This is a genomic window from Paralteromonas sediminis (assembly GCF_003820355.1).
Classification (GTDB): domain Bacteria; phylum Pseudomonadota; class Gammaproteobacteria; order Enterobacterales; family Alteromonadaceae; genus Alteromonas_F; species Alteromonas_F sediminis.
This window is the reverse complement of record NZ_RPOK01000003.1, coordinates 374,186-389,145: the sequence shown is the minus strand read 5'-3', so window position 1 is coordinate 389,145 and position 14,960 is coordinate 374,186. Positions and strand designations below refer to the sequence as shown.

8 protein-coding genes are annotated in these 14,960 nt (G+C 45.7%); 4 read left to right on the top strand and 4 right to left on the bottom strand.

Annotated features, from left to right (window positions below; translation table 11 throughout):
• Positions 1-9: 9 nt before the first annotated feature.
• Both DRW07_RS10830 and DRW07_RS10825 read right to left on the bottom strand, forming a co-directional pair.
• Positions 10-3,678: a translocation/assembly module TamB domain-containing protein gene (locus tag DRW07_RS10830; protein WP_124027930.1), complete on the bottom strand. Its 3,669-nt coding sequence runs from the start codon at positions 3,676-3,678 to the stop codon at positions 10-12.
• Positions 3,675-5,417, bottom strand: a complete 1,743-nt coding sequence (locus DRW07_RS10825) for an autotransporter assembly complex protein TamA (protein WP_240630569.1) — start codon at positions 5,415-5,417, stop codon at positions 3,675-3,677. The genes DRW07_RS10830 and DRW07_RS10825 overlap by 4 nt, the downstream gene beginning before the upstream one ends.
• Positions 5,418-5,609: 192 nt before the next feature.
• Between DRW07_RS10825 and DRW07_RS10820 the strand changes: the two genes are divergently transcribed.
• Together DRW07_RS10820 and DRW07_RS10815 are read left to right on the top strand one after the other, a co-directional pair.
• Positions 5,610-6,845 carry a multidrug effflux MFS transporter gene (locus tag DRW07_RS10820; protein ID WP_124027929.1) on the top strand — a complete coding sequence of 412 codons (1,236 nt, stop codon included), beginning with the start codon at positions 5,610-5,612 and terminating at the stop codon, positions 6,843-6,845.
• Between the two features lie 128 nt (positions 6,846-6,973).
• Positions 6,974-8,233, top strand: a complete 1,260-nt coding sequence (locus DRW07_RS10815; RefSeq protein ID WP_165870475.1) for a hypothetical protein — start codon at positions 6,974-6,976, stop codon at positions 8,231-8,233.
• Positions 8,234-8,446: 213 nt separating this feature from the next.
• Here the strand turns inward: DRW07_RS10815 and DRW07_RS10805 are convergent, their stop codons facing one another.
• Complete coding sequence (locus DRW07_RS10805) at positions 8,447-9,130, bottom strand: LytR/AlgR family response regulator transcription factor (protein WP_124027927.1); 684 nt, start codon at positions 9,128-9,130, stop codon at positions 8,447-8,449.
• A complete protein-coding gene (locus DRW07_RS10800) occupies positions 9,124-10,626 on the bottom strand; it encodes a sensor histidine kinase (RefSeq protein ID WP_124027926.1) in 1,503 nt (500 codons plus the stop codon). The genes DRW07_RS10805 and DRW07_RS10800 overlap by 7 nt, the downstream gene beginning before the upstream one ends.
• 222 nt (positions 10,627-10,848) lie before the next feature.
• Here DRW07_RS10800 and DRW07_RS10795 point away from each other — a divergent pair, with 222 nt between their 5' ends.
• Entirely contained in the window at positions 10,849-11,709 is an 861-nt protein-coding gene (locus DRW07_RS10795) for an ABC transporter ATP-binding protein (protein ID WP_124027925.1), read from the top strand.
• Complete coding sequence (locus DRW07_RS10790) at positions 11,706-14,879, top strand: M1 family aminopeptidase (RefSeq protein WP_124027924.1); 3,174 nt, start codon at positions 11,706-11,708, stop codon at positions 14,877-14,879. The genes DRW07_RS10795 and DRW07_RS10790 overlap by 4 nt, the downstream gene beginning before the upstream one ends.
• Positions 14,880-14,960 lie beyond the last annotated feature (81 nt).

The following is a 14,960-nucleotide window of genomic DNA, read 5'->3' as shown; positions in this document are numbered from 1 at the left end:
GAACCGGCGCTACTTCGCCGGTTCGGTTTCTAGTTCTCCAACAGCAAACTCGTAATACATATCAACAGCCAGGCTAATACCTCGAACGGCCTCAATGTAAAGTTTAGGAATAATCTGGTAACGCAGCGCGATTTCAGTTTCATTGTCGAATACGCCTACGCCGTATCGCAAGGTGAGGTTTTTAGCGATACGGCCGCTAACGGCAACTTGCGTATTGTCGCCCTGACCAACGGTTGTCAGGGATAGATCTTCTATACCCAGTGCCTCACCTACGCCTGAGGTGAAGGTGCCTGAACTGGCTAAACCAAACCCCAGTAAAGCGGTCTGAAATGCTGTCTCATCCTCACTTGAACTCGCGTTAAGATTACCGCTGCCGCTTAACAGATAGAGCAGGTTTTGGTTCTGATCCATGGCTGGTTCGGAAAATAGTTCGACGGTGGGGCCTGTAGCTGCACCGTCTATTCGTACGCCCGCAACAACACCATCTTCTGTGAGTTGGGGATCTCTAATGGCTTCCACAAACAAAAAAGGTTGAGAAAGCGGGCCATTAAACTGTACTTCCCCCGTCCGTATTAACAGGTTTTGACCATAAGCCTGATAGCGACCATTGAGAATTTGTAAATCACCGTATCCCACAACAGAAGGTTGATTGAGAATTTGTAAGCCCCCGTGTAAATCGGCGGTTAGACCAAACGCATCAACTTTTACTTCTCCGGCTTTACGCTCGTCCAAGGTTATCAAGACATCCGCATTAATGGCTTTAATTGGATCTGTCTCAGGCGGCTCGCCACGCAAATAAACATCTTCTGACGGTGAAACTGCGCTGGCTGGCAGACTGTCAATCTTGATCCTGGCGTAAGGTACATCAACCTGACCCGATACCATTACGGAGTCAGGCAATATAGTGGCATTGAGATTGGGTGACAACGTGAGCTTAGATTTCTCGTGCGTCAGCGCAATGTCATTTGCTTCAAGCGCTAAGTTAACAATGGGGGTATCTGACCAGTCAATCAAGCCCGAGATTTCACCCTGTCCCTCCCCGATATTTAGACTTCCTTCAATACTGGCGCTAAGCCCGTTAAATACCAGTTCCTGTTCCCAATTAGTGAGCTGAAGCGGGGACTGCTCTACTTCAACATTACCGTTTTTAAGTGTAAAGGCCCCTTCAATATTTGGTTTTCGCACACCGCCTGTCAGTAAGAGCTGACCATTGATACTTCCGCTCAGTTGATGAATAGAAGGTGACAAATCTGTAATGGGATCGAGGGTTATGTTAGAAAGAAACAGTTCCACCTGATTGGTGCTGTCGTTTGGGTTCGTAATATTAGTGTGTACTTTAGCGCTCGCTTTGCCCAACTCAGGACTGCTAAAATCAAGTGTTGCATCTAGTGTATTTCCATCAAGTACAAGTTCAGACTGCAAATTCTCCAAGGTAAGTATTACCGGATTCTCTTCTGCAAACGTCCAGGTAGACGGATTGATGCTGGCAGAAGCCGTAGCTGTCATTTTACCCGACGAGTCATAGCCACCTTGACCCAACAACTGCAATCGCGCCGAGTCTGAAACCTGTGAAAGGTTTGGTACAAATGGCTTAGCCCAAGCGCCAACCGGTAATGCTGATATTTCAAATTGTGCAGATGCTTGCTTTGCCTTGTAATACGCTTGCTCAATGCAAGCTTTCGCTGGGTCTGCGTCAAGTAACCAGCAGTGAGCACCGACATTAACGTGACCATTGTCAGTGTGAAGCGTTAAAGCTGCCGGTGCTTGTAAATACCACTGCGTATTTTTAATTCGCAGCAGTGACTGACTTAATTGCCCACGCCATGCATCATTCTCGTATCCGCCATTTAATGCCGCCTGCAAACTGGCATCCGAGGCTGAAAAAGCGATGTTCAAAACATGATCAAAGGCATTGCCTTCGGCGGCAAAAGAGGCTTCAAGTGTACCTTGCTGTGCCAGTTCAGGTGACAGGCTGTCGGGGATCACTATGTTCTTAGCCATAATATGGGCATCAAATGCAGGGTTTTGCCATTCCCCAGCAATATTGACGTCTCCCTGTATTGTGCCTTCAACACCCGCAACAAATGTTGCGATATCCTGAACTGCCAGATTGAGTTTTGCATTAATAAAGCGCTGATTCAAAACCTGCGCAGTAATACCAACAGTATTATTGGTATTGTTTTGAGACAAGGTTAGCGTAGCGACGCCTAAGTCATTACCTTGCGAGTAAGCCGCCTGTCCAAGCAGTGTCGCTTTGCTATTGGCCTGAGTAATTTGGGCATTGATATCACCCAGCAAAACCTCTATGCCATTTGGACGTTGCTGCAATACGTATTGCCACTCCGCTTGAGGTAGAGACAACTCCTGCCAAGGCTGAGGTGTTTGATTGCCTTGCAGTAATCGCGTAAGGGTTATTCCTTTCGCTTTGGTAAACCCAGTCCCGCTAAGGCCGTCTACAAAATTTACTTTTCCTCGGGTCGAAATGTCGCCCCCAAGTAGTTTCGCATCGAGGTGGTTGACTAAAAAGCTTCTGTCTGTCAGAACAAAGTCGACCAATAAACGAATATCGCCCAAGGTTGATTCTTTCAGCCCAGATTCAAGTTGCATGCTGTAGTTGGCTATCTCGCCCTGAACGACCAGCTCACCCGCTTGCAGTGATTCGACGGACGCATAACCAACGGGTTGCGCGGGCCAGTTTAACCTACCCTGTATAGGTAAGGTGTCACTTAGTATATTCAGTTTGAGTGTGGCGTTACCATCTACGAGCCCTGCAAGTTCGATGTCAAAATCCAGATTCGCCAGTGAACCCTTCAGCTGTAACTCTGAGGATTGTTGGGTGTTTTCATCAATGTTTGCAGATGCAGACAGCCAAGCATCAATACGATAGTCATCGCGCAAAGCAATTTCACCTGATGTGGATGCCTGCCCTTGTGTATGTTGTATCGTTAAGGCTTGCCAACTGATGGTTTCACCCTTCGCACGCAATGCCGAACTTGCGATTAAATCGACCGATTGCTGCGAAGTGGCGGCTTCATAGTACAGGTTTTGAATATTGAGATCATTGATGTCAACGGCAATAGGCAGGCTAACTGTTGGCAGGCTCGGCGCTGTATATTGTATGCCTGCAAAGGGCGTCTCTGGCGCAGGCAAAGAAGCATCCTTTATGGCAATATCACGCAACTGCAATTGACTGATTGACACCGTGTCTTGCATCGTCAATGCCGTAGTCAAGGTACTGATTTCAACTGAATAGGGTGATGAGGCCAGCTGGATCTCAGTGACCTTAATCCTGCCAATGACTAACCTTACTGGCAGCTCGATATTTGTATTTGGTACACTGTCATCTTCAGCGTCGGCATCCGTGTTGCTGAGTGTGATAACGGGCCGAGACACGGTTACGGATTCAATACAAATGTTGTCCGCGTCAATACAGGACCAATCCAGATTGAGAGTCGTTGTCTCAATTCGCACCTCGGTACCCGGCTGACGATAGCGAATACCTGAAAGTGACAAGTTCCCCAATAAACTGCCTGACATCTTCTCTACGGACAGTCCTTCAACAAATTTGTTTGCTGACCATTTCATCAACGGCGTTGCCAAAGGGCTAACGATGAACGCACTCAAAGAACCAATGACCGCCGTCATTATCAAGATAATATATGCCAGCCGTTTACTCATAATTCTGGCCCCAGGGCGAAATGGAAACGAAAACTGCTGTCGTCGACATTTGACTTGCCAAAAGCAAAGTAGAAGCGAACTGGACCAACAGGCGTTATCCAGTGAAAGCCGAATCCTGTTCCACGGGAGATACCCTCATCAAAGTTATTGGTTGCTGTGCCTGCGTCAAAAAATAGGGCGACCCGCCAATTTTCGTAAATTGGATAGGTGTATTCAATACTGGCAACTGCAAGGTACTGGCCGCCAGAAAGGGTGCGTGTTGTGTTGCCATCTATTGTTTGCTCTTCAAACGGCGAAATAGAATTCAAGGCAAAGCCCCTAACCGTTTGGTCTCCGCCAACAAAAAAACGCATGGTAGAAGGCACCCTGTCGAAATTATTCGTGGATATTGCGCCTGCTTCGCCCCGGAGTTTGAATCTGTGCTTACCTAAGCTGTGGATCCACGTTGTTCGGGCAGTCGCTTTGAGTAAATCAATATCCGATAATAAGGCTTCACTACCAACTTGTAACGACGTGCTAAAGTATAAACCTTGATTGATATTAATGGTCTCGCCTCGGTCAATATAAGTAAGCGACGCGCCGGGCATAAGCAGATCTGTCGTTTGAGCCGGTTGCAAACCCTGCGTAAAGTTTTCCCGTTCAAAGGTCAGTGACACACTCTTTTGCCAGTTCGACGCTTCTTCGCGCCAAAAACGCCTGGCTGACACCGACAAGGTATCGCTCTTGGTATTGCTATTTTCTGTGTCATCGAGGAACTTATAACCAATACCAATGCTGGCATAGTCATCGTTAACATTCTGCATGGGAATGCGATAGTTGGATGAAATGGACTGCTCTCGCTGTGAAGCATATAAATCTGCACTAATCGAGTGACCGCGTCTTGTTGCCCATGGACGTTGCCATTGTAGCGGAATACGCAGGCCCTCATCACTGGAGGCACCTATACCCACATTAAACAAATCTTTAGGTTTGTGGGTCAGTGTAATTTCTATCGGCACATGCCTGTCTATTGCCTTTTGCACGACGGGACGGGCAATCACCCTTTGGTAATAACCCGTTTGATTGAGTCTGCGGTTGAAACTAGTCAGCTTCTCCGCACTGTATTTATCTCCTTTTTTAAACGGCTTGATGCGCTCGACGATGGCGACCGACCTTGCATCGCCTTTGATAACAACATCGCCGAAATAATATTGAGGGCCACTTTGTGCGATTAGCAAAATGTTGGCTGCTTGTTCTTCCCTTACCAGGTCAAGTCGACTCGCTTGCCAGGCAAAATCAAAAAAACCATGAGTGAGTGCGTAACTAAACATGGCTGATTTGAAGTCTTCATATTTGGGCTGATATAGCACATCTCCGACTTTGAGGGGAAAGTTGTTAAAAACGTCTCTAAACCCCTTATCTTCTCGGCCTTCACCAATAATTTCCCGTGTCAGGTTTGTCACAACAAGCGGAGAATTGAGTGTTACCGTGACGCTCAGCTTGTTATTCACCACATAAAGTGCGGATTCGCTGTTGTAGTATCCGTAGGGTTGAACGGCCTTATTTATTGCGTCTTGTATTTGTCGCTGCCAAAAAGCGTCATTAACGTTTTCCATGTCAATATTAAGCGCACCAAGATGGACGGCAATATTGTTGCGAATGTCACTGTTCTCCACGCCTTTTATTGTCAGCGCATGCACGCGTGCAGAAAAAGCAAAAATACACAGAGACGTCAGCAGGAAAAGAATGTGTAAGCGCACGATGGTTAAATGGCTACCCTTTGTTGGCCGAGATTCGGCAGATACCTGTATGAGGGCTTAGAGTACCTGAACCGCAATTTTTCTCCATGACTGAAATGAATAATTTGTGTCAAAGTATGAGTACAAGGTATTAGGGCAATACATAATGGCTCGAACAGCGTATACTTTGCGCCCAATTTTCAGGCCAGTACTATGCAAGCAAACGTTAAAAAAGCAGTCGCTCCTACCCTATCTATGCCCGAGTTTGTCACACTTATGGCATTTTTAACGTCGCTAGTCGCGCTGAGCATTGACGCCATTCTGCCCGCATTAGATGTGATCGGCGCTGAGCTTAATGCAACAAGCACACAACAAACCCATCTGAGCGTGTCTTTATTTTTTGCCGGCATGGCGGTAGGACAACTCTTTTTTGGTCCATTTGCAGATGCCAAGGGGCGAGTGCCTGCGATAGCCTTGGGTCTGCTCATTTTTTTGCTGGGTTCAGTCATGTGTATGCTGGCCTCAACCATGGAAATGCTTTTACTGGGTCGTTTGGTGCAGGCCTTTGGTGTGTCTGGGCCGCGCATCGCATCGCTGGCGGTTATCCGTGACTTGTATGCGGGTAATGCAATGGCTCGCGTCATGTCTTTTATTATGATGGTATTCATACTAGTGCCCATGCTGGCGCCCATAGTGGGTAAGCTAATGTTAGACCTTCACTCCTGGGAGGCGATATTCGCGATGTTTATGGTGGTGGGGCTAATTGGCGGTGGCTGGTTTTATCTGAGGCAGCCTGAAACCTTGGTTGCTGAGCATCGTCAGCCCTTTTCCTGGAAAAAGCTCGGTTACTCAGCCCGCTTTGTCCTCACACACCGCCAAGTGATGAATTATACCATTGCAATGGGCTGCATTTTTGGTGCCTTCCTGGCATATATCAGTGCGTCGCAAACTATTTTCCAAGGCTATTATGGCGCAGGTGAAGCCTTTCCTTATATTTTTGCCACATTGGCGTTTTCTATTGGTCTGGCCTCCTATTTTAATGGCAGAATGGTCATGCGATTTGGCATGCATGCATTGGTGAAGCATGCATTGCGCGGAGCAATTAGTTTTGCGGTGATACTGTTAGCGCTTTTATTAGTTTGTGATGGCTTACCACCCTTACTCGCCCTCATAGCCGTGTTATTTGTGGGCTTCTTTTTTGTGGGGATTTTGTTTGGCAACATGAATGCCATGGCGATGGAACCGTTAGGTCATATTGCCGGATTAGGCGCAGCCTTGATTGGTTCATTGTCTAGCATGATCGCTGTACCCGTTGCTGTGCTCATAGATAGCTTTCTTGTTGATAATGTGTATCCGATTGGTGTGGGCTTTCTGGTGTTTTTTAGTGTGGCCAAAATCAATATAAAAATGGCCGGTCTGCCACATAAGGTTCACATACAAAAAAGCTAAATTTATATTGAAACTACACTAGGTAATACCCTAATTCATCAAACGTATTCGACAGTTTGGCTGAGGCTTATCTCGCCTCTGAGAATAGACATAAAGCATAAGTATTGTAAAAGTCGACTGATGTTTACATGTCCACTCAGCTTTTCCGTACCATTAGCCATCATATCTATGCATTCATTGCTTATCGGTTGGCCTACATAGGTGAATCACCGAGGCCTAAATTTCGGAGTATTAATGTGTTCAAGTATTCAGTGGTAGTTTTCTTATTATCATGGTTTGCGACCAATGTAAGCGCCGAAGAAACGCGTTGCTTTAGCAAAATTACGGGTGTTATTTCTCCGTTTCTTGAATATAACCCTCGAGGAGAAATTTCCTGCAGCGAAAGTGACCAATACAGTCACTATAAGGTAGTGTATTTGGCAAATGGCAGACTTTCGGAAATGCGATACTTCAGAAAAGCCGAAGCATCTAGTCGAGCTTATTATGAAGCACACAGAGTCAGCTATGAGTATCGCGCAGACGGCTATTCCAGAAAATACTATGATATCGAAGGTAAACCCACTTCCATGTGGCGCCATTACTACGGTGGTGGTGATATTCATGAAGAGCACTACAAGCATACAAAAATTGGAACTGAGCTAAGCTTGTTCAATAGCGCAGGAGAGGCCATTACTACCCAACATGGTCACAACCAATTTGTAAAAAAGACTATCAATAAAAACGCTTTCACCCAGAGACAGTTTGATGATAAGGGTTCACCTGTTGGTTTGATGGGGGACTTTATGCCATTTACTCACAGTATGATAACGACTGACAAACGTGGATATTTGTACCAGGTTTTGAATCTCGATGACTCTGGAGAAAAGGCATTACATCCAGTCGCTGGTTATGCCGAGTTTCGCTTAGATTTTGATGATTTCGGCAATGAGTTAGGATGGAGTCATCGAGATGAAGCCGGAGAACTTATTAATTTGCCACAATCTTCTACACAAGCAGGGCATGCCAAGTGGGTGTACAAGATGACGTGGTACAACCGTGAATTAGGGCTGATCCGCAGTTACACCCAGCAATATTATGATGAGCATGGCCAAAGAGTTTGGCTCAATGGCGAATTTGCTTCAACATATGTATTCGACCAACTTGGTAATCTTACTTCCCTAGAATACTTAGACGACCAAAATCAACTGCTTTTACACCCCCAGCATGGGCATGCAATACAAAGGCTTCATCGCAATTCAAATCATAGAGTTCACGAGATTTTATACTTGAATACGAATGGTCAACTCATAGAAAACGGGGTCGCGCAACAGCGATATGTGTACGGAGAAGATGGCAGTCTAAAAGAAATCAAACATCTCACACATACCGGTGAGGAAGTTATTCAATGAGGCTGGCACTAGTGAGATAAATCGCAATACTCTACATATCATTAACCTGGTCCCGAGCCAGTCAGTAATGATGGAAGTACTTGAAATAGAAGACAGTAAGGTAGCCGTTATTCGAAAATATCATGAATGATGTTTGACGGTGAGGCCCTAACGTTAAGGAGTCTTGACGCTACAAAAAGATGCTAATTTTCAACGTTAGGATGCAAATTGAAGTTAAAACAAATCATTTAGGGTTTGTTTATACACTTTACCCAGTTTTATCCGTTTCTCACCTTTAAGACGGATATGCTCTGAGTCGACTCCAATTACAACTGCCGTATTCACAACAAATGATTTGTGAACCTGAATGAATTGCTCATCAGGAAGCTCTGCAACAAGTTGTTTCAAGGTACTGTTTACTAACAACATTGTGTCGTTTTGCCACAGTTTTACATAGTTACCGTACGCTTCAAGATATAAGATGGAGTTAATATCGATCTTGCGTTTTTCTCGGTCAACTTTCACAACAATTGATGGATTACTGGGCGCATTTGGAATGGACTTTTGGCATCGTTTTCTCACCTTATCAAGGGCTTGAGATAAGCGCGCTTCGCTAACAGGTTTAACAAGATAGTCAGTGACATCAAGTTCATAACCTTCCAACGCGTATTCCTGATAAGCACTGACGATGATGACCTGAGGCTTGTTGTGAAGCACGCGTAGCATTTCCATTCCTGTCAGCACAGGCATATTAATATCCAAAAAAATGAGGTCAACTGAATGCTCGGCCAACCAATGCAGGGCTTCTGTGGCGTGAAAGCAATGGCCGGCAACCTCAATATCGGGGTGTTTACGTATATGGTGTTTTATCACCTCATGAGCAAGCGGTTCATCGTCGATAATCAGTGCTTTCAACATTCTTTCAGCTCCATTTCGAGATACGTGACCCATTTATCGTCAATGCGTTGTGAAGTAAGTGCGTGATTATCGGGAAACAGCAGTTGCAACCGTCGTCTCAAGTTTGCCAGTCCAATACCCGGTTGGGTGTGCGGCCTTGTGTTAGGTAAGTCATTTTTACAGCAAAATATAAGACGTCCTTCATTCACCTGTATGTTTACTTCTATATGAATTAGGTGATCACTGGGCTCTACGCCGTGTTTGAACGCATTCTCCAGCACTATAATCAACAACAATGGCGGCAGTGCCCAACGCGCTGTTTTATCAGGAAGTGATATCTGTACCTGACATTTACCACCGCTTCGAATTTGCTGCAAAGCAAGGTAATCGTTCAGATAGTCCAGCTCCTGTTGCAGGGGCACCTCGTTTTTACTGCCTTCATAAACTGTGTAACGTAGCAAGTTGGCGAGGCGCATGATCATATCAGGCGCATGTTCAGATTTGGTTAGCGTTAGCGCATATAGGTTGTTCAGGGTGTTAAATAAAAAGTGCGGATTAATTTGCTGTTGCAGTAATTTCAGCTCTGTCTCGATTTGATGTTGGGCAATTTGCGCCATCTGTCGGTCCTGGAATTGACGCTCAAACGCTAATATTGCCGGAGTAGTGACGGCCATCAAAGCAAAGCACACCTGAAAATTCAGTGTATCGAAAGGATTATAATTCTCTGAAGGCAGAAACGTCCAAGTATCTAAATTCATCGGCAACAGCAAAACAACGTTGGCCAGAATAGGCGTCAGCACGATAATTGCGATAAAACTCGAGGCACAAAAAGCATACACACCATGATGCGTCAGGATTTTGCGTATTAGCACGTAGCGGTTAACGCCATATACGCAAAGTACCGTGGAACCGATAACCATAAACTGCCACAAGTAGTCTATAAAACTACCAAATTGAGTCACAATTCTTCCTAAATCAATTCTGAGCGCAATAGGTTGGTTGTTAACTGCGTCTGGCGTTGAGTTGAAAACAGCGGCGATACCCAAAGCCCAAAGTACAGTCAGTGTCACAATTACGCCATCTAATGACAGTAGTTTCGACAACAGTGACATGTTATCGCTTCGCTTTTTCTTAACCAGGTAATGGGGGATTTGATAGCCAAGACTGGCCATTGCAATTAATAGCCAGCCTTCAAAAGAAAGTAACGTCCACTGAGAAAAACTGACATTGTTTTCTGTAAAGATATTCCACACTAGTGAATACAACATAAAGGTAGCCAGCCAACCTGACCATGCTTTAATGCCACTGTTATGGACTAGCCAAAGATGTGCGGCAAATAAAGGTAATGTTTCTAACGTAAGCTGAAGAACAGTGATAACGAAAAAAACACCGTCGCTACTCTGCTGCATTAGCATGAACTCGGTTGACAAAAACAACACCGCAGCAAGCAATGCAAGCTGAGGGACAAGATGCTTACTTATCTGCGCAATAAGCGGATGTTTGGAAACTTGAGACATGGATATACCTGATTAATGATAAGCATTATGCTGCCAGAAAGTTAATCTTGTGTCTCTGCCTGGGTGACGAAACCCTATTTTTCACTGACAAACGTCACGTGTCATGCCAATTCTCCTCTTTTAATCAGTTTGTCATGAAACAGATATCTTTCATCACTGTTTTATTGAGTGAGCACAACACTCCGTTTAGCGTTGCACCAGACGAGAAAAAGGAGCGATTAGATGCTTAGTGTAAAGCATGTTAACAAAACCTACAGCGATGGTACTCATGCACTGCGCGATATAAACCTTGAATTGCCAAACGGTATGGTGGGTTTGCTGGGCCCCAATGGCGCCGGTAAGTCTACCCTAATGCGCACATTGGCGTGCATTCAGTCGCCAGATAGTGGAGAAATGACATTTGCCGGAATCAATGTATTGGATAATCCTATGGCTATTCGAAAGCAGCTCGGCTATCTACCGCAGGATTTTGGTGTCTATCCTTATATGAGCTGTCGTTCATTGCTTAAGCATATGGCTGTACTCAAAGGCGTGAATGACAAGTCAGTTCAGCGGCAACACATTGACTCATTGCTTGAGTTAACCAACCTGTCTCATGTGGCCGACAAGCATGTGTCTACGTTCTCGGGAGGTATGCGTCAGCGATTTGGCATTGCCCAGGCACTCTTAGGCGACCCTAAACTGGTCATTATGGATGAGCCTACAGCTGGCCTCGACCCAGCAGAAAGAGACCGCTTGCACAACCTATTAGTTAGCATTAGTCAGGACAAGTTAATCTTACTTTCAACACACATTGTTGAAGATGTAGAAAACCTGTGTCAGCACGTGACGCTCATCAATAGCGGGCAGGTTGTGGAAAGTAACCCCATCGACAAACTCATCGCTCCTTTGTGCAAAAACCTTTGGCAGTCGGATAAACCACCTGGCGATCATGGGCTTTTACTCAACAAGTCCTATCATCATGGCAAACCCAGCTTTCGCTTTTTTAGCGAGCAGTCTCCACATTTCGACGCTCAGCCCGCAGAGGCAACACTCCAAGACAGATATTTTTTTGAACTGGCAAAACAAGGTACTTCAGCATGATGTTTCGCTCTGAATGGGCGCTACTTATGCGTCAACCACTCGTTTGGGTGTCTGTAGTGTTACTCCCCGGCTTTGCTTTTTTGTTAGCCATGGGAACGCATCGTGATGAGGCCATCGCCAGTCAGCAACTGCAGATGCTTGAAATGACACTATTATTGATGGTCTTACCCATAATGTGTGGCGCATTGTCGCCGATCAGTTTTTTACGCGACCAAACCTACAACATGCGCGAGTTAATTGAGGCGTCGCCGGTCTCAGTCGCATTGCGCTATCTGGTCCGACTCGGTGTCGTGGCTAGCTTTGCATTGGTCATGGTTATCATCGGTTACGCCACCCTCTCTTGGGCTGTTGTCAGTAAGCTTAACGTTGAATATGCGTTCTTCTCGTCAACGCTGTGGATGTTGGCTGTATTGGCAGTTCCATCAATTTTGTTTTTAACATCTCTCGCGCTGTGGGTGTGTCGTCGTTTTCCCAATCGACCAGTAGTGTATGCCTTATTCGCTGCAGTGTGGCTGGGCTATATGACACTGGCAAGTATGACCGGCTCCCCTATTATGGCGGGAAGTGCTGTAGCGAATGAGGGGCTGTTGTATGGCATGAAGCTACTGGATCCTTATGGTATTACCGCAATTCTGGCTCAGTACAAGGTCGGATATACTGAGGTTACCCTCGATGTGTATGTGATTTTCAATAGACTCCTGTATGTGCTGTTAGCAGCTTTGCTTACAATAAGCGCATTGCGTTGTTCACCGGCTGCCATATCTTCTACAAATGCCAACACAAAGGGCATTAACAAAACAGACCCCAATAACAAGACGGTTGAAATTAGTAGGGTTGCACCCCGTATTCGTTTTTCTAGCGGGCTTCAACAAATTTGCGCTTTTCATCTTACAGGGCTACTCAATGATCATCTTACTAAGCTCTTGTTAATTGCCTGGTCACTAGTGATTTTCTCTGAATCTGTCGCAGGAATAGATTTCGCTGAACCACTTTCAGTGTTACTGCCTTCCAGTGTAGACGCGTTTAACCGAGTGGCATGGGATGTTATGCCAGTGATGGGCACAGCCTTGCTATTACTTTGGTCATGGCAAATGTGCTGGCGAGGTAAGCAATGTGGCTTTGCCGAATTTATTGGTACGACACCGGTTTCTTCTTTCGCTTTGGCATTAGGACAGTTCCTAGCGTTACTGGGAATGCTTGCGATACTCATGTTGTTGTCGGCGGCCGGTGTCTTTGCCGCAGAAATCTTCGCAAACAGTCAGATTCTACCAATGCACTATGTGGCTCAACTTGGATTCACATTTATCCAGTTAGCACTCATGGGAGCAATATTTATCGCCATCCACACATGGAGCACCAAGCAGCTTGTGGCGGGCGGGGTCATTGCGTTCATTTTGCTGGTTAAGCTGTCTCCACTAACTGGTATTCTGGAAATCGCTCACCCACTTTGGGACATTGCTGGAACGCCGCTACAAGCACCCGACCGGTTCTGGGGTTATCAGGCAAGCCTTTCAAGTTACCTTCCGTTTACACTGTTCTGGCTCATCACAGTTTGTGCATTGTTTCTGGTTGCGGTGAATTATTCACATCGCGGAACAGGAATAGCAAATTCAGCCATACGTTGGATTACTATGCCGTCACTAGTTCTGATAGTGGTAAGTGTTGTCAGTGGCATAGTGCTGCACATTTCTCTACACAATGAGCATCCCATGATGTCATCAGCAGACAGAGCAGCATGGCGAGCCGATTATGAAAGAAACTATCTGCACTGGGCTGATGTTGCACAGCCTGTTGTCACGGCGCTCGATAACAAGGTAGCACTTTTTCCTGAACAAGGTTTCGCTGAGTTTGATTTCACAATGACATTGACCAATCAGACTGATCAGGCTATTGATTCTATCCTGATTGGTGGTTACAGCACTGTGAAATACTCGTCTGTTTCACTCCACAATGCAGAGTTAACGGAACACAGTGAGCGCCTCAACCAATACGTATTCTCTCTCTCTACTCCCCTCATGCCTGGGCAAAACACCTCATTGCATGTCAGTCTTAGGCAAGAGCGACGGACGTTGTGGCCTGCCAGCATGCATCACATCATTCACTCTGGATTCACTTATCTAAGAGGAATACCCATGATGCCAGTGGTTGGCTTTAATCATGGCTATCGATTGAGAAATAACGAGCGTCGAGCAGACAATGGGCTTGCAGAAATGAAGTACATAAAGCCGTCTTCACTGTCTTTTGAACATTCTATCCAAGAGGCAAGGTACGACAGAGTGTCTATGCGCACAGTCATCTCCACACAAGCCGGTCATACAGCATTGACGCAGGGGGCGTTAGTCGATTCTTGGCAACAGAACGGTCGACACTACTTTGAATATGAAACCGCTGAACGCATCAGTAATATTCCGACCTGGATCTCTGTACCCTTTGCATCGCAATCAGACCAAGTGGGTGATGTGTCGTTATTGGTATATTCGCCAATGAAAACAGATGCCTCGCAGATTAATTTATTGGCAATGAAAGACACCGTTGAATGGCTGTCAGAAAATATTCATGCATACAGAGGTAAGCGCCTAAGTATGGTAGCAACGCCTAACATTGGCTCTACGGGCTACGCGCTTCCACAACTCATGTTGATTAATCACAAGGTTGGCTTTAGGGCTTTTCCTGCAGAAGATGCTGGTTTTGACCAACGTTACAGACGGGCAGTACACGAAACCGCCCACCAGTGGTTTGGACATGATATTGGCAATGGTGTACTGGAAGATGGGGCGTTTCTTATCGAATCTATGGCCAAATATGTGGAACTGGTGATGATTGAAAAACGCTACGGAAAAGCTGCCAAAGATGCCTTAGTTGACTATGAGTATCGACGTTATCAAATGGGACGAGCACGCAGTAAACAACCCACTGAAGCGCTGGTAAATGCTACAGATAGTTTTGATCAGTATTCGAGAGCCACAATTGTATTCGACAAGTTGCGAGAAATGCTGGGCGATGAGGTGATTGTTAGCAGTTTACAACAACTCTGGCAGCAGCATGGATACCCTCAACGACCTGCAACGTCTATGGACTTTGTCCGTATTTTAAAAGACAAAGTTCAGGACCAAGATAGAGATGCTATAGAAAAACTACTATTGGGTACCGATGTGCGCGACTGGCTTTGAGTTTCACTCTTTGCTCTAGGCTGTATTCGCTCATAGTCCATCTGATAATGTCGATAATAAGCTTGTTACTTCATTGGGTAG